Source organism: Brevundimonas sp. AVps31 (genome assembly GCF_058681355.1).
The window spans coordinates 1,704,261-1,724,943 of record NZ_CM178736.1 but is presented as its reverse complement, the minus strand read 5'-3'; the positions used below and the strand labels follow the sequence as shown (position 1 = coordinate 1,724,943).

Annotated in this window: 22 protein-coding genes and 1 tRNA gene; 6 read left to right on the top strand and 17 right to left on the bottom strand. The window is 67.9% G+C overall.

Annotation, left to right across the window (positions count from 1 at the left end; translation table 11 throughout):
- Positions 1–2: 2 nt before the first annotated feature.
- Genes ACW174_RS08300 through otsB form a run of 3 tightly spaced genes read right to left on the bottom strand, consistent with a single transcriptional unit; the run spans position 3 to position 4,012 of the window.
- Complete coding sequence (locus ACW174_RS08300) at positions 3–1,430, bottom strand: alpha,alpha-trehalose-phosphate synthase (UDP-forming) (protein ID WP_492017175.1); 1,428 nt, start codon at positions 1,428–1,430, stop codon at positions 3–5.
- A gap of 9 nt (positions 1,431–1,439) precedes the next feature.
- The gene (locus ACW174_RS08295) at positions 1,440–3,227 is read right to left on the bottom strand and encodes a glycoside hydrolase family 15 protein (RefSeq protein WP_492017174.1); all 1,788 of its coding nucleotides are present in this window, start codon (positions 3,225–3,227) and stop codon (positions 1,440–1,442) included.
- Complete coding sequence (gene otsB, locus ACW174_RS08290) at positions 3,224–4,012, bottom strand: trehalose-phosphatase (RefSeq protein WP_492017173.1); 789 nt, start codon at positions 4,010–4,012, stop codon at positions 3,224–3,226. Before otsB ends, ACW174_RS08295 begins: the two co-directional genes overlap by 4 nt.
- Positions 4,013–4,136: 124 nt before the next feature.
- Between otsB and ACW174_RS08285 the strand changes: the two genes are divergently transcribed.
- On the top strand, positions 4,137–5,126 hold the full coding sequence (locus tag ACW174_RS08285) for a KpsF/GutQ family sugar-phosphate isomerase (protein ID WP_492017172.1): 990 nt from the start codon (positions 4,137–4,139) through the stop codon (positions 5,124–5,126).
- 138 nt (positions 5,127–5,264) lie between these two features.
- On the opposite strand, the gene ACW174_RS08280 is transcribed toward ACW174_RS08285, so the two are convergent.
- Both ACW174_RS08280 and ACW174_RS08275 read right to left on the bottom strand, forming a co-directional pair.
- Positions 5,265–5,846, bottom strand: coding sequence for a CAP domain-containing protein (locus tag ACW174_RS08280; RefSeq protein WP_492017171.1), 582 nt, complete (start codon positions 5,844–5,846; stop codon positions 5,265–5,267).
- A 56-nt stretch (positions 5,847–5,902) separates the two neighbouring features.
- Entirely contained in the window at positions 5,903–6,472 is a 570-nt protein-coding gene (locus tag ACW174_RS08275; protein WP_492017170.1) for a hemerythrin domain-containing protein, read from the bottom strand.
- Between the two features lie 171 nt (positions 6,473–6,643).
- On the opposite strand from ACW174_RS08275, the gene ACW174_RS08270 reads away from it, so the two are divergent.
- From ACW174_RS08270 to ACW174_RS08260, 3 genes are all read left to right on the top strand, one after another.
- Complete coding sequence (locus ACW174_RS08270) at positions 6,644–7,021, top strand: VOC family protein (protein ID WP_492017169.1); 378 nt, start codon at positions 6,644–6,646, stop codon at positions 7,019–7,021.
- Between the two features lie 178 nt (positions 7,022–7,199).
- Positions 7,200–8,405, top strand: coding sequence for an acetyl-CoA C-acetyltransferase (locus ACW174_RS08265; RefSeq protein WP_492017168.1), 1,206 nt, complete (start codon positions 7,200–7,202; stop codon positions 8,403–8,405).
- A 17-nt stretch (positions 8,406–8,422) separates the two neighbouring features.
- Positions 8,423–10,597, top strand: a complete 2,175-nt coding sequence (locus ACW174_RS08260; RefSeq protein WP_492017167.1) for a 3-hydroxyacyl-CoA dehydrogenase NAD-binding domain-containing protein — start codon at positions 8,423–8,425, stop codon at positions 10,595–10,597.
- Positions 10,598–10,647: 50 nt separating this feature from the next.
- On the opposite strand, the gene ACW174_RS08255 is transcribed toward ACW174_RS08260, so the two are convergent.
- Entirely contained in the window at positions 10,648–11,079 is a 432-nt protein-coding gene (locus tag ACW174_RS08255; RefSeq protein WP_492017166.1) for a DUF488 domain-containing protein, read from the bottom strand.
- A 122-nt stretch (positions 11,080–11,201) separates the two neighbouring features.
- On the opposite strand from ACW174_RS08255, the gene ACW174_RS08250 reads away from it, so the two are divergent.
- Positions 11,202–11,275, top strand: a tRNA-Gly gene (locus tag ACW174_RS08250).
- A gap of 10 nt (positions 11,276–11,285) precedes the next feature.
- On the opposite strand, the gene ACW174_RS08245 is transcribed toward ACW174_RS08250, so the two are convergent.
- The 10 genes from ACW174_RS08245 to ACW174_RS08200 form a co-directional block, all read right to left on the bottom strand.
- Complete coding sequence (locus tag ACW174_RS08245) at positions 11,286–12,236, bottom strand: TraB/GumN family protein (RefSeq protein WP_492017165.1); 951 nt, start codon at positions 12,234–12,236, stop codon at positions 11,286–11,288.
- A 40-nt stretch (positions 12,237–12,276) separates the two neighbouring features.
- A complete protein-coding gene (locus ACW174_RS08240) occupies positions 12,277–12,930 on the bottom strand; it encodes a hypothetical protein (protein ID WP_492017164.1) in 654 nt (217 codons plus the stop codon).
- A gap of 9 nt (positions 12,931–12,939) precedes the next feature.
- Positions 12,940–13,128: a helix-turn-helix transcriptional regulator gene (locus ACW174_RS08235; protein ID WP_492017163.1), complete on the bottom strand. Its 189-nt coding sequence runs from the start codon at positions 13,126–13,128 to the stop codon at positions 12,940–12,942.
- A 10-nt stretch (positions 13,129–13,138) separates the two neighbouring features.
- Positions 13,139–13,579, bottom strand: coding sequence for a hypothetical protein (locus tag ACW174_RS08230; protein WP_492017162.1), 441 nt, complete (start codon positions 13,577–13,579; stop codon positions 13,139–13,141).
- Positions 13,580–13,669: 90 nt separating this feature from the next.
- Positions 13,670–14,938: a DNA recombination protein RmuC gene (locus ACW174_RS08225; RefSeq protein ID WP_492017161.1), complete on the bottom strand. Its 1,269-nt coding sequence runs from the start codon at positions 14,936–14,938 to the stop codon at positions 13,670–13,672.
- A gap of 249 nt (positions 14,939–15,187) precedes the next feature.
- Positions 15,188–16,231, bottom strand: coding sequence for an SPFH domain-containing protein (locus ACW174_RS08220; protein ID WP_492017160.1), 1,044 nt, complete (start codon positions 16,229–16,231; stop codon positions 15,188–15,190).
- On the bottom strand, positions 16,228–16,452 hold the full coding sequence (locus tag ACW174_RS08215) for a hypothetical protein (protein ID WP_492017159.1): 225 nt from the start codon (positions 16,450–16,452) through the stop codon (positions 16,228–16,230). The genes ACW174_RS08220 and ACW174_RS08215 overlap by 4 nt, the downstream gene beginning before the upstream one ends.
- Before the next feature lie 111 nt (positions 16,453–16,563).
- Complete coding sequence (gene recR, locus ACW174_RS08210; RefSeq protein WP_492017158.1) at positions 16,564–17,166, bottom strand: recombination mediator RecR; 603 nt, start codon at positions 17,164–17,166, stop codon at positions 16,564–16,566.
- Positions 17,166–17,498: a CPCC family cysteine-rich protein gene (locus tag ACW174_RS08205; RefSeq protein WP_492017157.1), complete on the bottom strand. Its 333-nt coding sequence runs from the start codon at positions 17,496–17,498 to the stop codon at positions 17,166–17,168. Before ACW174_RS08205 ends, recR begins: the two co-directional genes overlap by 1 nt.
- Positions 17,498–17,827 carry a YbaB/EbfC family nucleoid-associated protein gene (locus ACW174_RS08200; protein WP_492017156.1) on the bottom strand — a complete coding sequence of 110 codons (330 nt, stop codon included), beginning with the start codon at positions 17,825–17,827 and terminating at the stop codon, positions 17,498–17,500. Before ACW174_RS08200 ends, ACW174_RS08205 begins: the two co-directional genes overlap by 1 nt.
- A 162-nt stretch (positions 17,828–17,989) precedes the next feature.
- On the opposite strand from ACW174_RS08200, the gene ACW174_RS08195 reads away from it, so the two are divergent.
- Positions 17,990–18,604, top strand: coding sequence for a malonic semialdehyde reductase (locus ACW174_RS08195; protein ID WP_492017155.1), 615 nt, complete (start codon positions 17,990–17,992; stop codon positions 18,602–18,604).
- A gap of 147 nt (positions 18,605–18,751) precedes the next feature.
- Here ACW174_RS08195 and ACW174_RS08190 read toward each other — a convergent pair whose 3' ends face one another.
- Entirely contained in the window at positions 18,752–20,647 is a 1,896-nt protein-coding gene (locus tag ACW174_RS08190) for a DNA polymerase III subunit gamma/tau (protein ID WP_492017154.1), read from the bottom strand.
- Positions 20,648–20,683: the final 36 nt, after the last annotated feature.

Genomic DNA, 20,683 nt, shown 5'->3' with positions numbered 1-20,683 from the left:
CGTCAGGCCGCGTGGGCGGCGGCGTTGTCACCATCGCCGTTCGCGGGCCGCTCGATGGCGCGCAGGCAGCCGACGAAGTCGTCCCGCCAGACGCTGACGTCGGTGTCGCGCACGACCTGCATCAGCGCCGCCCATTTCCGTTTGCGCTCCTCCAGCGGCATGTCCAGCGCCCGCTTGATGGCGTCGGACAACTCTTCGCGGCTGAACGGATTGACCAGCAGGGCCTCGCCCATCTGTTCAGCGGCCCCGGCGAAGCGCGACAGCACCAGCACGCCGGGGTCGTCCGGGTTCTGGGCCGCCACATACTCCTTGGCCACCAGGTTCATCCCGTCCCGAAGCGGCGTCACCAGCCCCACCCGCGCAGCGCGATAGATGCCCGCAAGCTGGTCCCGACGGTAGGTCCGGTTCAGGTAGCGGATCGGCTGCCAGTCCATGTCGGCGAACTCGCCGTTGATCCGGCCCGCGAGGGCGTCCAGCCGCGCCCGGATGTCCTGATAGGTGTCGACGTCGTCGCGGCTGATCGGCGTGACCTGCAGCAGGAAGACCTCGCCGCGCTTTTCGGGGTTGTCCGTCAGGAACTGCTCATAGCCCAGCAGCCGCTCCTCCAGTCCCTTGGAATAGTCGAGACGATCGACGCCCACCATCATCGAGCGGAAGGCCGCTGACGCCGCCATCCGGTCGTAGGTGCGTCGTCCGAACACCGAGTTCCGCGCCTGCAGGAAGCCGTCCACATCGATGCCGATGGGGAAGACCCCGGTCTGGATGGTCTTGCCGAACGCCTCCAGCGCATCGTTGGGTAACAGCTTGCCGTTCACACTGGGCTCCGACGCCACATAGTCGCGGAACAGGTCCAGCCACTCGCGGGTGTGGAAGCCGATCAGGTCGTAGTCGAACATCGACTCCACCAGCCGCCGATGGTGCGGCAGGGTCACCAGCAACTGCCGCGCGGGCCAGGGCGTATGCAGGAAGAAGCCGATCCGGTTCCGGATCCCGCGCCGCCGCAGGTCCCGGGCCAGCGGGATCATGTGGTAGTCGTGGATCCAGATGACGTCGTCCGGCTCGATAAGCGGCGCCAGCACATCGGCGAACCGGGCGTTGGTCCGCTCATAGCCCTCGCCGTACGACCGCTCGTAGGCCGCCAGATCGGTCCGGTGGTGGAACAGCGGCCACAGGGTCTTGTTGGCGTAGCCGTTGTAATATTCGTCGACATCCTGGGCCTCGAGATCGACCAGCGCGACGGTGACGCCGGCGCGGTCCTCGATCTGCAGTTCGCCGGTGAACTGTTCGACGGTTTCACCCGACCAGCCGAACCAGAGACCGTCGTATTTCCGCAGGGCCGCGGAGAGAGCCATGGCCAGGCCGCCCGCCGAGCCGGAGGCGGGGTCTTTCGGGGCCGAGACCCGATTGGAGACGACGATCAATCTACTCATGGGACAGTCTCACCGGACATCCGTCCACGAACGGCTCAGCAGCACGGCGCAGTTGATGATCCCGACCAGCGAGTAGGTTTGCGGATAGTTCCCCCACAACTCGTCGTCGCCCAGCGAAATGTCCTCGCTCAACAGGCCGGCGTGGGTCCGGCGGCTCAACATCTGTTCGAAGATTTCCCGCGCCTCGTCGGTGCGGCCGTTCTGGTGCAGGGCCTCGATGAACCAGAAGGTGCAGAAGTTGAACGCCGTCTCCGGCTCGCCGAAATCGTCCGGCTCCACATAGCGGAACAGGTAGGGGCCCTTCTTCAGGTCGCGTTCGATGGCGTCGAAGGTGGCGACCTGACGCGGGTCCATGGCGTCCAGGAAGCCCAGATCGGTCATCTGCAGCAGGCTGGCGTCCAGCTCGCGGTTGCCGAAGCTGGCGGCGAACCGGCCTTCGTCAGGCAGGAAGGCTTCCTTCTCGATCCGCTCCCGGATCACTTCGGCCCGCTCCCGCCAGACGGCCGACCGGTCCTTCAGGCGGAGATGGTCCGCAGCCTTGGCCAGGCGGTCACAGGCGGCCCAGCACATCACCGACGAATAGGTGTGCACCCGGGCGATGGTCCGGAACTCCCACAGGCCGGCATCGACCTGATCATGCATGGCGAAGGCGCGCTCGCCGACCTTCTCCAGCGCATGGAAATCCTCGATCGTACCGGGTCGCAGCAGGCGCTGGTCATAGAAGGCCTGCACCAGCGGCAGAACGATCTGTCCGTAGACGTCGTGCTGCAGATGCTCGCGCGCCTGATTGCCGACGCGCACGGGCTTCATCCCGCGATAGCCAGCGACCGTCTCGGTGATCCGCTCGTCGATGTCCTCTTCCAGACCAACGCCATAGACCGGCTGAACATGCCCGCCCGCAGACTGGTCGACCAGATTGCGCAGATAGCCGAGGTAGTTCTCCAGCAGGTCCACCGCGCCCAGCCGGTTCAGCGCCCGCACCACATAATAGGCGTCGCGGATCCAGCAGTAGCGGTAATCCCAGTTGCGCCCGCTCTCGGGGAATTCGGGCACCGAAGTCGTCAGGGCCGCGACGATGGCCCCCGTCTCCTCATAGGCGCAGAGCTTCAGGGTGATCGCGGCGCGGATCACCGCCTCCTGATAATCCAGCGGCAGGTACAGCTTGCGCACCCAGTCCTGCCAGTAGGCCACGGTGCGATCCAGCGCCGCCGCCACCCCGGGACCGACGTCCTGGTCATAGCCTTCATCCGGGCCGAGGAAGAAGGCGTGGGCCTTTTCCAACCGGAAGGTGCGTTCGTTCAGGATGTGCGACACCGGACAATCCGTCGTCAGCCGCAGGATGACGTCCGTGCACAGATAGCGGATGTGGTTGGAGCCGTTGGTCCGCTCCGCCGGGCGCGCGCCCCAGTCGGCGGAGGGGCGCAGGCGCACCTTGATCCGGGGCGAACCCTCCAGCGGACGGACGATACGGCCGAAGGCCAGGGGACGATAGGTACGGCTGTGCTTGGGATGGCGCGGGGCGAAGTCGATGATTTCGACCGACGCGCCATCTTCCGCCGTCAGCACGGTCCGAAGCACCGGCGTGTTGCGGATATAGGCCTGATCGACCCGCGTCTGGCCCTCAAGCTCGATGTCCCAGAAGCCGTGCCCGGGGTCATTGCCGTCCATCAGGGCCGAGAACACCGGGTCGCCGTCCACGCGCGGGGCGCAGGCCCAGACATAGCGCCCGCGGCGATCAATCAGGGCGCTGATGGAGCAGTTGCCGACGGGGGCGAGGTCCAGATCCGGTTGGGTCATGCGTCCGCCTCCAGCAGTTCAAGCCAATCCAGCACCGCCATCACGCCCGGCAGGCCGTAGCGGGCGGCGGTCTCGCGCGGCGGCCCGACCAGCACGCCGAAGCCGCCCAGTTCGGTCGCGGCGCGGAAGCCGTCCTCATCCGTCAGATCATCGCCCAGCATGACCGGAACGGCGCCCGCGAACGGGGCCTCGTCCATGAAGGCCTTCAGCGCCGTTCCCTTGCTGGCTCCCGGCGTCTTCAGCTCAATGACCATGTGACCGGGCTGCAGCGACAGTCCCGTCTCGGCCGCCAGACGGCGGGTCAGGGCCTCGGCGTCCCGGGCCGCCTCGGGCGCGCCGCGGTAATGCAGGCCGGCGGCGACAGCCTTGTCCTCGACCACCACGCCGGGGCGGGTGCGGGCGAATTCCTCGAAGGCGGCGACGGCGTTGCGCACACTCTCCGACGCCTCGGCGCGCAGGAAGGCGCCGTCGGCCCGACGGCGTTCCAGCCCGTGCACGCCAGAGGCCGAGGCCATGCTATCGTCGGAAATCCGGTCGATCTCGGCGATGGTCCGACCACTGATGATCGCGACACGCCCGCCCAGTCTGGGCGCCAGCGCGCGAAGGACAGCGGTCCGCCGCGGCTCGGGAACGACGGCGTCGGGCGTCTCGGCCAGTTCGGCCAATACGCCATCCAGATCCAGGAAAAGAGCGATCCGGTCCAGCCGCGCCGGCGGCGCGGGCAAACGCGGGAAGGTTTCGACCGCCGCATTCACGGCGTCGAGAGTCAGGTCAGACGTCCCCATGGCGGTCTTAACGGCCGCGAAGCCGAAGGGTTTCGCCCAGCTTGGCCTTTTATTTCGCAGGTGCAGCAAACATCGGTCTGCGGCGACGATTGTGAAACGCGCCCGGATGGGTCAATTCCCCGCCATGACCGAACCTGCCCTGCCCGCCGATCACGCCGCCATGGTCGCTCGCGCCCGTGAGGTGATCGCCCTGAACGTCTCCGCCCTGCAGCAGCTGGAAGCGGCCATCGACGACAGCCTGGCCAGGGCGGTCGAGATCATTCTGGCGCGGCCCGGCTATCTGGTCGTCACCGGCATGGGCAAGTCGGGCCACATCGGCGGCAAGATCGCCGCCACCCTGGCGTCCACGGGCACCAACGCCTTCTTCGTCCACCCGGCCGAGATGAGCCACGGCGACCTCGGCATGTTGCGCAAGGATGTGACCCTGCTGGCCATTTCCAACTCGGGCGAAAGCCGCGAACTGCGCGATCCGCTGATCTATTGCCAGCGTGAGGGCATTCCCGTCATCGGCATCACCCAGCGCCCGAACAGCTTCCTCGGACGATCGTCAGCCGTCTGCCTGACCCTGCCGAATGCGCCGGAAGCGCATCCGGACGGCTTGGCCCCGACCACCTCGACCTTGATGACCCTGGCGATGGGCGATGCTCTGGCCATGGTCCTGACCGAGCGCCGCGGCTTCACCGCCGAGGACTTCGGCCTGCACCATCCGGGCGGCAAGCTGGGCATGAGCCTGCAGAGCGTGCGCGACTGGATGGGCGACCGACCGCCCGCGCCGGCCACCGTGCCCCTGACCGCGACCTTCGCCGAGGTCGTCTCCGCCATCACCGAAGGCCGCAAGGGCGCCGCCGCCGTGGTCAACGCCGACGGGACCCTGGCCGGGATCGTCACCGACGGCGACATCCGGCGCGCCTTCGCGCGCGGCGAGCTGACCGGCCTGACGGCGGCCGATGTCATGAGCCCCCGGCCCAAGGTCATCGACCCCAGCGCGCGCATGAGCGACGCCATCGACCTGATGACCCAGAACAAGATCGCCACATTGCTGATTGTCGAGGACGACCGTCCCGCCGCCATCGTCCACATCGCCGAGCTGATGCAGGCGGGATACGTGAGCTGAGGCGTGGCTGGTAACTAGTGGCTAGTGGCTAGTGGCTAGTGGCTAGTGTGCGCGCATTCGCTGGTTGCGGAAGGGCGGCGCGGACCGTGCCGGAGCAGACTGGCGGCCAGTCACTAACCACTAGCCACTAACCACTCTTCAGTAGGCCCTGAACCCGTCGATATTGCCCGGCGGATTGTAGCGGCAGGCCAGCACCGAGCGATCCCCCCGGCTGACGACGGCGCAGCCGACGTGGGTGGTGCGGCTCCAGACCAGCTGGGTGTAGTGGCCGACCGCCGTCCAGTCGCCGTGTCGGCTGACGTCCGGGAAAATCCGGTGACGATACAGCCGCTTCTCCTCGATCCAGTCTCCGACCATGTCCTCGGGCGTGAAGACGCGACCGCCCCAGCCCATCCAGAGGTTCTCTCCGTGCCCGTGCGGGGACGGGTCGTGGGCGAAGGTTCCACTGTCCAGCAGATGCCGGGCCCAGACCCGCGCCTCGGCTTCCAGCGCGTCGTCCCAGATCAGGGGCGCGACGCGGTGGCGCGCCCGTTCCCGGTTATGCGCCATCAGGAGGCGCCCCTCGACCTCGGTTGACGGCCGCGAGTCCACCGGCGGCGCGATCGGCTCCAGCGGGCGCGCGCGGGGGTCCGCCTGCTGAAACAGCACAGGGTCTTGCGCGGCCATCGCGGGGGTGGCGAGCGACAGGGTCAGACTAGCGAGGCAGGCGAGGCGGCGCATGGGCGCTCCGGTCAGATCGAACCGATCAAAGCGTACGCCGCCCCTTCCCGTTCCGCCTAGCGGCGACCTTCCAGCGGCACGCCCTGGCCGTCCATCGGTTCGTCGGTCATCGCGCTTTCGACGTCATCGCCGTGCATGACGCGGGTTTCAGCGGGTTTGCCGGCCTGGAACTCTTCCATGGCCGTCATCTTTCGGGCCCGCATGCGGTCCGCCAGATCGTCCATGTCCAGACCGGCGTCGCGCGCCTGGCTGAACATGCCCTCGACGCGCTGTTCCTCTTCCTTGACGTGATGCTCGATCATCTCGGACAGCACCTTGACCTTGGCGTCGTAGAAGTCCTCGTCCGGGCTGCCGGCCTCGATCTCGTTGATCAGGGTCTTGGCCGAGTCGTGCTCGACATAGCTCTCGTCCAGCAGGTCGTCCTCGATCCGGCCGCGGCAGGCCGGGTAGAAGATCTCCTCCTCGATGGTGGTGTGGACCTTCAGCTCGAGACAGGCCTGCTCGGCCAGCTTCTGCTTGCGGTCACGGCTGGTCGCCTTCTCGAACGCCTCGAAGATTTCCTCCACCTTGCGGTGGTCGGCCTTCAGCATCGCGACGGCGTCCATCTGTTCGTAGGTCTGGGCCATGGTAGTCCTCCTTGGCAATGGCTTCGGGGCCGTAAGCCGGAGCGACAGTCCACGTTCCCGACGCGTGGCCAGCTGAGAGTCGTTCGCTGGATTTCGGCCGTTTGGGCGTCGGAGAGCCGACACAACGGCCGCTTTCGCGCGTTGTAACGCCGGACAGAGGGAGTTCGCGCCATGCTCGACCACATCGGCCTCGACGTCACCGACATCACTCGCTCCCGCGCCTTCTACGAACGGGCCTTGGCCCCGCTCGGCTATGCTGTCGTTCAGGTGATAGAGGAGGGCGGGTCTACCGTCGTCATGTTCGGGGTGAAGGGTCAGGTCGACTTCGTCATCGCCGACAAGGATCGCCCCGGCGAGGCCAACCACGTGGCCTTCCGCGCCACGACGCGGGATCAGGTCTACGCCTTCCACGCGGCGGCGCTGGCGGCGGGCGGGCGCGACCATGGCCCGCCCGGCCTGCGCCCGGACTATGGCCCGAGCTATTACGCCGCCTTCGTCTTCGATCCTGACGGGTTCAATGTGGAGGCGGTCTGCCACGCGGACGGGTGAGCCGATCCCGCATTATGCGATCAATGGGTCATCCACCCCTTTCGGAGACGTGACCACGTCCATACTTGACGTTGACGTAAACGTACGCTTTCTGACGCCCAAGTTTCAATTCCGCACCCTCCCCTAATGCAAAGGCGCCGCGCGCCGAGCGACAGGGGACCCAAGAAAGAGACCTTCCATGGCCGAGGCCTATATCTACGACGCCGTGCGCACCCCGCGCGGCAAGGGCAAGAAGGACGGCTCGCTGCACGAGATCACCGCCCTGTCGCTGGCGACCCAGGTGCTGGAAGCCCTGCGGGACCGCAACGGGCTGGACACCTCGAAGGTGGACGACGTGATCCTGGGCTGCGTCTCGCCGGTGGGCGAGCAGGGCTCGGACATCGCCCGCACCGCCGTTCTCAGCGCCGGCTGGGCGCAAACGGTGGCCGGCGTGCAGATCAACCGCTTCTGCGCTTCGGGCCTCGAAGCCGTGAACATGGCGGCGGCCAAGGTGAAGGCCGGTGAGGCCGACTTCGCCGTCGGCGGCGGCATCGAGGCCATGAGCCGCGTGGCCATGGGTTCGGACGGCGGCGCTTGGCCGATCGACCCGACCTCGGCCTTCCCGACCTATTTCGTGCCGCAGGGCGTCTCGGCCGACATGATCGCGTCGAAATACGGCTTCAGCCGCGACGACGTGGACGCCTATTCGGTCGAAAGCCACAAGCGCGCCGCCCGCAGCTGGGCCGAGGGCCGCTTCAAGGGCTCGGTCATCCCGGTCAAGGACCAGCTGGGTCTGGTCCGCCTCGACCATGACGAGACCATCCGTCCCAACGCCGACATGCAGACGCTGGGCGCGCTGAACCCGTCCTTCGCCCAGATGGGCGAGTTCGCCTTCGACGCCGTGATCAACCAGCGCTACCCCGAGGTCGAGCGCGTCAACCACGTGCACACCCCCGGCAACTCGTCGGGCATCGTCGACGGCTCGGCCGGCGTGCTGATCGGTTCGCTGGAAGCCGGCAAGGCCCTGGGCCTGAAGCCGCGCGCCCGCATCAAGGGCGCCGCCTCCATCGGTTCGGAGCCCTCCATCATGCTGACGGGTCCGGAGTTCGTGACCAACAAGCTGCTGGGCAAGCTGGGCATGACCACGGCCGACATCGACGTGTGGGAGCTGAACGAGGCCTTCGCCGCCGTGGTCCTGCGCTACATGCAGGCGCTGAACATCCCGCACGACAAGATCAATGTGAACGGCGGCGGCATCTCGATGGGCCACCCGCTCGGCGCCACCGGCGCCATGATCACCGGCATCGCCCTGGACGAGCTGGAGCGCTCGAACAAGGAAACCGCCCTGATCACCCTGTGCATCGGCGGCGGCATGGGCACCGCCACCGTCATCGAACGCGTCTGATCCGAGGGAATATGACCATGGAAAACTTCAAGATCGACGTGGATGCCGACGGCATCGCCCTGATCACCTTCGACGTCCCGGGACGCTCGATGAACACCCTGACCGGTTCGGTGATGAACGAGATCCCGCAGTGGGTCGAACGCATCAAGACGGATGACGCCATCAAGGGCGCGGTCCTGACCTCGGGCAAGGCGAGCGGCTTCTGCGCCGGCGCCGACCTAGGCGACATCGCCGGCGGCATGATCGGCGGGACCAGCCTGCAGGACGCCTTCGACGCGGGCTGGAAGATGAACGGCGCCCTGCGCGCCCTGGAAACCTGCGGCAAGCCGGTGGCCGCGGCCATCAACGGCCTGGCGCTGGGCGGCGGCCTCGAGCTGACGCTGGCCTGCCACTACCGTGTGGTGGCCGATGACTCGAAGATCCAGCTCGGTCTGCCCGAGATCAAGGTCGGCCTCTTCCCCGGCGGCGGCGGCACCCAGCGCCTGACGCGCCTGATCGGCGTGCAGGCCGCCCTGATGGCGATGAGCGAAGGCAAGCCGTGGCGTCCGAACGACGCCAAGGGCGCCGGCGTGGTGCACGAAGTCGTGGCGAAAGGAACCGAGGTCGAGGCGGCCAAGGCGTGGATCAAGGGCGGCGGCAAGGCCACCCAGCCGTGGGACGACAAGTCGTTCAAACTGCCCGGCGGCGGCCCCTACCACCCGGCGGGCGTGCAGACCTTCATCGTCGGCAACGCCATGCTGCGCAAGCAGTCCTACGGCAACTACCCGGCCGTGCTGAACCTGATGAAGGCCGTCTATGAGGGCGTTCAGGTCCCGATGGACGCGGCCCTGCGGATCGAGACCCGCTATTTCATCAAGACCCTGATGACGCCGCAGGCCCAGGCCATGATCCGCTCGCTGTTCCTCAGCAAGCAGGAGCTGGACAAGGGCGCCGTTCGCCCGGCGGGCGTTCCGAAGTCGGACCCCAAGAAGGTCACCGTCCTCGGCGCCGGCATGATGGGCGCGGGCATCGCCTATGTGCAGGCGCTGGCGGGCATCGAGACCATCCTGATCGACCAGACGCAGGAAGCCGCCGACAAGGGCAAGGCCCATGTCGAGGAGCTGCTGAAGAAGCGCCTGTCGCGCGGCGCGATCAATCAGGAGAAGTTCGACGCCTTGCTGGCCTCGGTCACGGCGACCACCGACTATGATCTGATCAAGGGTTCCGACCTGGTCATCGAGGCCGTGTTCGAGAACCGCGAGATCAAGGCCGAGGTGACCAGGCGCGCCGAAGCTCAACTCGCGCCGGGCGCCGTCTTCGGCTCCAACACCTCGACCCTGCCGATCACCGGCCTGTCCGAGGCGAGCGTGCGTCCCGAGGACTTCATCGGCATCCACTTCTTCTCGCCGGTCGACAAGATGATGCTGGTCGAGGTCATCCTGGGTGAGAAGACCGGTGAGGCGGCGATCGCCAAGTCGCTGGACTACATCCTGAAGATCAAGAAGACCCCGATCGTCGTCAACGACGGCCGCGGCTTCTACACCTCGCGCTGCTTCGCCACCTACGTCGCCGAAGGTCTGGCCATGCTGGAGGAGGGCTATGCCCCGGCCCTGGTCGACAACATCGGCCGCATGACCGGCATGCCGCGCGGCCCGCTGGAAATGCACGACGACGTCGCGCTGGACCTGTCGATCAAGGTGGCCAAACAGACCGCTCTCGACCTGGGCGACGCCTATGTGCCGCTGCAGGGCGCCGAGATCGTCCGCAAGATGGTCGAGGACCTGGGCCGCTATGGCCGCAAGAACGGCAAGGGCTTCTACGACTACGAGACCAAGCCCAAGAAGCTGTGGTCCGGCCTGTCCGATCTCGCTCCTGTGAAGATCAACGATTCGACGCCCGAACTGGTCGCCGACCAGAAGGAACGCCTGCTGTACCGTCAGGCCGTCGAAGTCGCGAAATGCTGGGACGAGGGCGTCATCAGCGACCCGCGCGAGGCCGACGTCGGCGCCATCCTGGCCTGGGGTTTCGCGCCCTGGACCGGCGGGCCGATCACCTTCATCGACCAGACCGGCCTGAAGGCCTTCGTGGCCAGGGCGGACGAGTTCGCCGAACGTTACGGCGACCGCTTCAAGGTCCCGCAATTCCTGCGCGACATGGCCGCCAAGGGTGAGACCTTCTACGGCAATTTCGAAGGCAAGAAGGCCGCGGCCTGAGAGCCACAGGAAAGGGGACGCCGGCAGCGGCGTCCCCTTTTCAGTTCGACCTAGAGGTTCACCACCTCGAACCCGTCATCGCCGGCCAGCCGCTCGGCCAACACCGCACGATGGCACCCGGCGTGGTCCGCCTCGAAGCACAGCAGGGCGGTCTTCTTCTCCGCCGCCAGCGCTCGCAGCTGCTGGAACGCCGCCTCAGACGTCGGCTCGGCCATATGGCCGGCGAAGATTTCGCGCATCTCGCCGATCCGGCCCTTCTTCGCCGCCTCCCGCCCGGCCTTGGGCGTGCCCAGCGGACGCAGGTGGACGTAGTCGATCCCGGCCTCGCGCAGGCTCGTCCCGAGAATGGTCTTCGAGAAGCCCGCGCGTCGCGACGCCGCCACGGCCCGCACATCGACCAGCACCTCGACGCCCGACGCCTTCAGCCTGTCGATCACGGCCGCCTGCGGCTCGCCCTCATATCCGATGGTGAAAAGTTTCATGGGACGGAGATGGGGATGGGGCGCTGCCCGGCCAGCTTGACCACAAACGAAAGCGGGACGGCCCTTTCGAGCCGTCCCGTCTTGAGGTCTGAAGCCGTTGGCCCTAAGGCAGGGACGGCTCCGCGGGCGTGATGTAGTGGTAGCCTGAAAGCTTCCCAAGCTTTTCGTGCGGGTTCGATTCCCGCCGCCCGCTCCAGCCGCCTCCCCTAGTGAATGCGGACCGCCCGCACGCCGCGACGGGCGAGGATGTTCTGGACGCTGTCCGGCCCGACGAGGTGGGCCGCGCCGACGGCGATGAAGGCGGTGCCTTCGCCATTCAGCAGCGTCTGGATCTGGCCGGCCCAGTTGGTGTTCCGGTCGGTCAGCATGGCGCGATAGATGGCCGGGCTCTCGCGCCGCATCTCGGTGACGCCCAGACGTTCGACGGCGCGCACATCGCCTTCCGACCAGGACGTGACCAGTCCGTCCAGCTCGGTCGTGGCGTCCTCATAGCCCTCCAGCACGCTCCGCAGGAACTGAAGCTGCTCGGCCTCGGGCAGGTTGGCGAGGATGCGGACCTGTTCGTCGATGGTCTCGAAGCCATGGATCGGCTTGCCCGCCGCCTGGGCGCGGGCCTTCAGCGACAGCTCGACCCCGGACTGCGGGTCATACCCCGCCTTGACCAGCGGCGCGACCGACAGGGTCAGGCCGGCCAGCCACGGGCGAAAAACATTCATCTGGGCGGGCGGCACGTTGATGGCGTTGGCCGCCTCGGTCAGCTCGGTGTTCTCGGCCGCAGTCAGCAGGGTGTTCAGGGGGCGGTCGGGCGAGACCCCGTACTGCTGGATCAGCGGAACCATGGCGGCCTGATCGTCAGGGTTGGAAATCTCGAACCAGATCTGGTCGGCGCTGTCGAAGGCGCGCTCCACATCGCCCCAGCGCCAGACGGTCTGGGGCCGCAGGACGTGGACTGTGCCGTAAAGATAGAGGGTCGAGTCCGCGTCGCGGATGACCCACAGGCCGGGCCCGCCGTCAGGCGCGAGGGCCGGGGCGACGGCGGCGGCGCGCGCGGGGGCGGCAGGGCTGGCCTGGGCCAGGGCCGGCGCCGGCTGGAAGGCGACGGCGGCGATCAGGCCGAGGGCGGCGGCGGTGGACTTCAGGCGGGCGACGAGCGTCATCAGCGAGGGCTCCGGGCAACGATGTGAGGAGATGGAAGGGTCAGGCGAGGCCACGGCGGATGGTCACGACCATCGACACCATGAGGTAGACGCCCATCAGGACGACATAGACGTCCCAGGCGGTGATCGGCGGGGCGGCGGCGAGGCGTTCGGCGGCGGCCCACAGGAAGAGCAGGCCCTGCCCGAGCCAGAAGGTGGCCGCGCCCGCCTCCACCACCGTGCGGCGGAACAGTTCGTCGACCGAGCGGAAGAGCTGCAGGTTCAGGGCCGTGTGCACGACCAGCAGCAGCACCACCGCGCCGAGGGCGATGAAGGGCGGCACGGCGAGGCCGGACAGCGCCATCGGCAGGGCCATGATTACCCCCGACAGACCGAGCACGGCGGACTGGATGCGGGCATCGCGGACCTCGCTGTCGCCGGCGGGGCCTTCAAGCTTCAGCATCTGGCCCAAGCCCTTGCGGTTGAGCGACGACAGGGCCGTACCGATGCCCGCCACGAGCAGAAGGGCGGCCAGGGCGGCGGCGATGACATCAGCCCAGCGCAAGCCGATCCCGTCCGGCGTGAAGCCCGGGAAGGCGTCGGCGGCGACCTTGCCGACGGCATAGCCGATGATGCCGAAGATCGCGCCGGAGAGCACGCCCTGACCGACGCGGCGGGCCCAGGACGGTTTGGAAAACGCGGAGAGGACAGACATCGTTGGCTCCTATTCCGAGAAGATGGATTCGATGGGCTGCGCGAAGACCTTGGCGATCTTGAAGGCGAGCGGCAGGGAGGGGTCGTAGCGACCGGTTTCGAGCGCGTTGACGGTCTGGCGGGAGACGCCCAGCGCCTCGGCCAGGTCAGCCTGGCTCCAGTTACGCTCGGCGCGAAGGACCTTGAGACGGTTGTTCATGACTGTGTCCTTACCGACGCTTCGCCCACCAGACGATCCAGGCGATGCCGTAGCCGACGACCTGGCAGGTCAGCATGAGGAGCATGCCGGAAGCCAGCGCCTGATCGGCCGCCATTCCGGCGAGATCCAGCTCCCCTTCCCGGCTGGTGATGGTCAGAAGGAGGGCTCCACCGACGGCCATGCCCGTGCAGCCGCCCCACCACCAGGCCCATTTGTGGGCCTCCCGGGCGGCCTCATCGATCCGCTCCCACCACCACCGGCACAGAAGGAGCGCGGCGAGCATGGCGACAGAGGTGATTCCGAGAGTGACAGCGAACCCCGCAGGGCCGTTCAGCTCGCTCGCGACCCCCGTGCCGATACCGGCGACGCCCCCCACGAGGAGGGACAGGCCCATGATCGCGGCGAAGGCCTTGGCCCCGGCGATCGGGCGCTTCGGTTTGACGTTTGACATGACAAGCTCTCGCGTCTGTTTGACAAGGGTGTTTTACAACACCCGCTCGCGGTGTCAAGCGCGCTTGTCAAATAGACGCCAAGACTTGTCCTATACGCTGTCGGGGAGACTCAGTCGGGCGCTGTCCGTCAACTCGGGGCGGCTGAGGGTGCGCGGAGATTGCTCGATCGGCGGCAGTTCCGGGATGTCCTTGCCCTCGTGATCGACCTGCAGGTCCTCGAAACGGCGGGCCGAGACCATGACCTGGCTTTCCAGCGAGCCGACGAACTGGTTGTACTTGCCGACGGCGGTGTCGAGCGCGCGGCCGACGGCGGCGGCGTGGCCGCCCATCACCGACAGCCGCTTGTAGAGCTCCTTGCCCAGCTTCGCGACATCCTCGGCGTTCTTCGCCTGCTCCTCGGCGCGCCAGCCGTAGGCGACCGCCTTGCACAGGGCGAACAGGGTGGTGGGCGTGACGATGACCACGCGTGAGGCCATGGCCTGGGTCATCAGCTCGGGTTCGTGATCCAGGGCGGCGGACAGGAAGGCGTCGCCGGGCACGAACAGGGCGACGAAGTCCGGGCTGGGCTTGAACTGGTCCTGATAGGCCTTGGAGGCCAGCTGGCGCATATGGGTCTTCAGGCTGGCGGCGATCCGGACCGAGCGGGCGTGGGCGCGGCTCTCCTCGTCGCCCTGATCGGCGCTGTCGTCAAAGGCCAGCGGCACCTTGGCGTCGATGACGAACATGCCGCCGCCGGGCAGGCGAACGATAAAGTCCGGCCGCTGGTGACGCCCTTCGTCATTGGCCGAGGAGTTCTGCTCCTCGAAGTCGAAGCGCCCGGCCATGCCGGCGGCTTCCAGCACATTGCGGCAGGTCTGCTCGCCCCAGCGGCCGCGCCGGCCGGTGTTGCCGCGCAGGGCCTCGGTCAGCTTGCGCGCCTCGTCGCGGGTGGCGGTGGAGGCGGTCATCAACTGGGCCAGTTGCTCCTTGAGCCCGCCGGTCTCCTCGTTACGGGTCTTCTCCAGAGCGGCGACGTGCTCCTGGAAGAGTCTCAAGGTGTCGGCGACCGGCTTGAGCTGGGCCTCCATGCGCTGCTGGGACATCAGCTCGCGGTTGCGGAAGGTCTCGTCGGTCCGCTTCAGCATCTCCTCGGCGGCGGTCTGGGCCGACTGGGCGGCCTGGGCGCGCAGAAGTTCGGTCTGGGTCGCGGCGGCGTCCTCGGCCATGTGCAGCCGGGCTTCGGTGGCGGCGAAGCGTTGGGACAGGTCCCAGGCCCGCTCATCGGCGGCGGCGGCGCGTCGACGCTCCATGAGCGCCCATGCCAGGGCGATGACGGCGATGAGGGCGGCGGCGAGGGCGGCGACGAGCGAGGCGTTCATGCTCCGTTCCTTAGCGGGAGTCGGCGGCGGCGGACAGGGCGAAGCCAGTCGAGGCGCCGGGATGTGCGCTCAAATGTGTTCCTGAATGCACTTTCGCGGACATTTCGTCGGGGGAGGCGGGGGGGGGGCAAAGCGGCCCACACGCGTCATCGCGCCGGTCTGGACCACCCCTCCGTCATTTCTGGACGTAGGCAAGGAGAGACGGCGGCTCGGTGAAGGGGCCGCCGTCATCGATCGTCAGCGAGGGGATCAGCGGGAGTTCGCCGCCGCGCCGTCGCGCGCCGCGATCATGGCCGACACATTAATGTCCGAGCCGACCACGCAGGTGTCGGCGCTGAGCGGACAGATGCCGAGCGTGCGCTCGATCTCGCGCAGACGCACCACCTCGGGGTTGGAGCGGATGGACTCGGCCAACAGACGGTTGGCCTCGGCCTGACCGCGGGCCTGGGCGATGCGGGCCTCCGCGTTGGCGCGTTCGAGGTTCACGCGTTCCAGCGCGGCGCGGGTGTTCTGTTCGGCGGTTGTGCGCGACTGGATCGCGGCCAGAACGCTTTCCGGGTAACGGATGGAACCGACCCACTCCATACGGATGATCTCGAGACCCTGCGGGCTCCATTCCCGCTGGAGCGCTTGCATGGCCTTCTGCAGCACGATCTGGCGACCGGGGCCGATCAGTTGGCCCGGGCAGTCGTCGCCGTCCGGCGTGCCGACGGTGATCGGCTGGGCGCCCGCCACGGCCACGGGCTGCGTCTCCGGCTGGGCCGACTGCTGGGCATTACAGGCGACCGGCAGCTTTTCCGTCTCGCGGGCGATGGCGGCGCGCACCGAGGTGCGCAGCGGACCATCGATGAAGGCGTCGTACTCCTGCCGCCACGTCGCATAGAGGTCGGCGGCCTTGTCCTCGCGGACCCGGAAGGTCAGGGCCACGTCGGCGGTCATGGGCAGGCCCAGCACATCGGAGAAGGTGATCTCCTCGTTCTCGCGCCCGTCGGAGTTGGGCTCACGGGTGTAGCTGTAGGTGCGCTGGAGCGTCTGGTAGGTGCGGATCTTCTCGCCGATGCCTTCCCAGTGGAAGCCCGGCCCGAGTTCGTTGCGCTGGACGCCGGGGTTGGGACCGAATTTCGTGGTCTTGATGCCCATATAGCCGCTCTCGACCGTGACGCTGCAAGACGAGACGGTGCCGATGCCGACGACGATCAGGAGGAGGATCAGCACCACCATGCCGATGGTGCGCCCCATCCGCGAGCCGCCGCCCGTGGGGAGGCGGGAGATATTGCCGAACGCATTGGTCACAGGGCGTCTCCATTGTCTCTGAGGCGGTCAGCCGCCCAGCGCCAGAGCCGCCACCCGGCCCAGACGAGAATCAGAATCCCGCCGATCCCGACCACCGAGGCGGTGATCAGACTGCCGGCGAAATGGGCTTCGAGGATCAGGGGGACCGCGTAACGGATCAGAACGATGAAACCGAGCACCAGGGCGCAGATGCCTGCCGCCAGAACCAGAACCACCTTCATACGCCCACTCCCCCAAGCCCGGACACTGGAGCCTGTTTGGGCGCGCGCTTCAAGCGGCCATCGACGGTTGTTGCGTCATGCGACGATGTATTCAAACACGGGAAAGCGGGGTCAGGCCGGGCGCCGCGCCCTGAGCGCCTGGACGATGGTGCCGTCGTCCAGCCAGTCGAGTTCGCCGCCGACGGGGACGCCGCGGGCCAGGCTGGTGATCTCGACCTCGCCGCCCGACAGACGTTCGGCGATGTAGTGGGCGGTGGTCTGGCCGTCGACAGTAGCGGGCAGGGCCAGCACGACCTCCTTCGCCTCGCCGCCCTTCACGCGCCCGACCAGTTCGGCGACGCGGAGAGCGTCAGGACCGACGCCGTCCAGCGCCGACAGCAGGCCGCCCAGCACATGATATTTGCCGCGGAAGGCGCCAGAGCGCTCCATGGCCCACAGGGCGCCGGCCTCCTCGACCACGCAGATTAGGCCGTTGTCGCGGCTGCCGTCCGAACAGATCGAGCACGGGTTTCGGGTATCGGGCGCGCCGCAGACGCTGCAGGACGAGACCTTCTCCGCCGTCTCGGCCAGCGAGGCGGCAAGCGGGACCAGCAACTGTTCGCGCTTCTTCAGCAGGGCCAGCGCGGCGCGACGGGCCGACCGCGGGCCCATGCCGGGCAGCTTGGCCAGCAGGGCGATCAGGCGCTCGATTTCAGGTCCGGCGGACGCAGCCATCAGCGTTCCAGCCAGTAGGGCGCGCCGGAAGCCGGAACATCGCCCTGCAGATCGCGACCGTTATCGAGCGGCCGCCAGCCGGGATCGGCCTCATCCTCGGTCGGCGCGCGGACGTGGTCGGTGAAGCGCGGATCGCTGACGCCGGCGGTGATGAAGTACAGCTGGCCCTCGGCCAGGCTGACCGCATTGGCCCCGCCACGCAGCAGGGGATTACGCAGCTGCACGCCGTCGTCTTCCCACCAGCAGATGGCGCAGACCTCGAACGAGCCCCAGCCCTCTGCGAGGGTGCGGTAGCCGCAACAGGGGCAGGTGGTCCGCAGGGCCAGTCCCATCAGAAGAGCTTGGGCATCCCGGGGATGTTCATGCCCGCCATCGGTCCGGCGGCCTCGCGCATCAGGGTGGAGTTCACCTCGTCCAGCTTGCGCTTGGCGTCGGCGTGGGCGGCGACGATCAGGTCGGCGAGGATCTCCGCCTCGCCGGGGACCATCAGACTGTCGTCGATGGCTACCGCAGTGATGTCTCCCGGCCCCCGGAGGGACACGGTGACGAGCCCGCCGCCGGAGGTTCCGGAGGCGGCGGTTTCGGCCATCTTGGCCTGGGCCTCCTGCAGACGCTGCTGCATCTGCTGGGCCTGTTGCATCAGGGCGTTGAGGTCTTTCATGAGTCCTAGATAGGGGGTTCGGCAGCCGTGCAACAGAGGGATGTTTCCTCATCCCGCGCCGATCTGTAACAGAATATGTGCCAGAACCCCTTGGCGCGCCCTGCGCCTCCGCCTATTTAGCACTCAATACTGTTGCAGTTTGTTTTCCGGAGGGACCATCCCATGGCGTTCGACGCCCAAACCACCCGCGACGCCCCGCTGTCGGACGCCGCCCTCGCCCAGCTTTTCACAGACGCCCGCACCCGCAACGGCTGGACCGACCGTCCCGTGCCGGAAGCGCTGCTGCGCAAGCTGTACGACCTGACCAAATTCGGCCCGACGGCGGTGAACAACACCCCGGCCCGCTTCGTCTTCGTGACCTCGCCCGAGGCCAAGGCGCGCCTCGTGCCGCTGATGGCGGAAGGCAACCAGGCCAAGACGGCACAGGCGCCCGTGACCGTGATCATCGGCCAGGACCTGGACTTCCCCGACCACCTGCCAACCCTGTTCCCCCACGCGCCGGGGGCGAAGGACTGGTTCGCCGACGAGGCGATGCGTCGGGAGAGCGCCTTCCGTAATGCCTCGCTGCAGGGCGGCTATATGATCCTCGCGGCCCGCGCCCTCGGTCTGGATGTCGGCCCGATGTCCGGCTTTGATCCGGCCGGCGTGAAAGCCGGGTTCTTCCCGAATTCCAACGTCGAGCCGAACTTCATCATGAACCTGGGCTACGGCTCGGACGAGAACCTCTTCCCCCGCTCGCCGCGCCTCAGCTTCGAGGATGCGTCGCAGATTCTGTGAGGCAGCAGGCAGCAGGCAGCAGGCAGCAGGCAGCAGGCAGCAGGCAGCAGGCAGCAGGCAGCAGGCAGCAGGGTCGCAGACGGGCGGGGAGAGAGCAACCGCGCCTATTGCCTACCTGCCTACCTGCCTACCTGCCTACTGCCTCTGTCAGTCTTCCTCATCCCCCTCGTCGGGGATCACCGGCAGTTCCACCGGCGCGGCCGTCGTGCGGATTTCACCGATGCGGGCGCCCGGGAAGGCTTCCATGATGGCCTTCACGAAGGGATCGGCCGCGACCTCGGCGCGCTCCTCGGCGCGTTTGCGACGGTCGATCTCGATGACGGTTTCACCGCCGCCCTGGCCGTTGGCCGCGATCAGCCAGGTGCGGCCGGTCCACTCCTTGAGCCGGGACGACAGCTTGCGGGCCAGATCGATCGGCGCGCCCTGCACGCTTTCATAGGTGATGGCGCCGGGCTTGAAGGCCACGGGGCGCACGAAGCGCTGCACGTCCATCTGCAGGCCGACCTCGCGCTTCTCGCCGATCAGGGCCACCACCTGTTCGAACGACTGCGGGTCCGGCAAAGCGGGCGCGGCCACCGGCCGGGCGGCCAGCTGAGCCGAAGCGCCTCCACCACCACCGCCCCCGACGCGCTGGCCCGCACCCGGACCGCCGCCACCCAGCGGTTCGCCGTCGCGCAAAGCCTTCAGCGCCTCCTCCGGGCCGGGCAGGTCGGCGGCATAGGCCAGCCGGACGATCGCCATCTCGACCGCGTCGGCGGGGTTGGGCGCGCGCCGGACCTCGTCCAGCGCCTTGAGCAGCATCTGCCACACCCGCGCCAAGGTGCCCGCCGAGATGACCGCGCCCAGCGCCGCCAGCTTCTGCGCCTGGTCGTTAGGCAGGCGCGTCGCGTTCGGCCCCAGCATCTTGGCGACCGAGGCGGCGTGACAGTGTTCCAGCAGGTCGTTGGTCACCTGCACCGGATCGGCGCCGTAGCCGTAGAGGGTGCGGAACAGCTCCAGCGCCTCGGGCGTGCGACCGGCCATGATCGCCTCGAACAGGGCGATGGTCTGGGTGCGGTCGGCCAGACCCAGCATGTCGCGCACGACCTCGGTCTTCACCGTCTCGCCGCGCTCGCCCTGCACCAGGGCCTGATCCAGCAGGGACAGGCCGTCGCGGACCGAGCCCTCCGCCGCGCGGGCGATCAGGGCCAGGGCTTCGTTCTCGACCTTCATCCCCTCGCGGTCCGCGACGCGGGCCAGGTGTTCGACCAGAATTTCCGGCTCCACGCGGCGCAGATCGAAACGCTGGCAGCGCGACAGGATGGTCACCGGGACCTTGCGGATCTCGGTGGTGGCGAAGATGAATTTCGCGTGGGGCGGCGGCTCTTCCAGCGTCTTCAGCAGGGCGTTGAACGCCTGCGTCGACAGCATGTGGACCTCGTCGAGGACATAGACCTTGTAGCGCGCCTCGACCGGGGCGTAGCGGACGCTCTCCAGGATGTCGCGGATGTCGTTGACGCCGGTGTGCGACGCCGCGTCCATCTCCATGACGTCCATATGCTGGCCGGCCATGATGGCGGCGTCGTGGCGGCCATGGGCCGTCAGCTCCAGCGACGGACGGTCGATGACATCGGTCTCGTTGTTCAGGGCCCGGGCCAGCAGGCGGGCGGTCGTGGTCTTCCCGACGCCGCGGACCCCCGTCAGCATGAAGGCGTGGGCGATCCGGCCGGTGGCGAAGGCGTTGGTCAGGGTGCGCACCATCGCCTCCTGCCCGATCAGGTCCTCGAAGGTGCGCGGCCGGTATTTGCGCGCCAGCACCTGATAGGCGGCGCCGTCATCCTCGTGGGCGGCAATCTCGGACGGGGCCGGAGCGGACTTCTGCGGTTGATGGGCAGCGGGCGGGGTTGAAGCGGCCTCGGCCAAGGCGACTTCCTGCGCGGGATCGGGCGCCACCGGCGGCGCGCCGAACATGTCCTCGGTATTGGGATCGCGCTCTTCCACCGCCCCTTCCGGGGCGTCCTCGTCCCACGGGGGGCCTTCGAGACTCGGGTCGATGTCGCTCATGGGCACAGTCTTAGCGTGACGGGGCCGCCGGGCGAA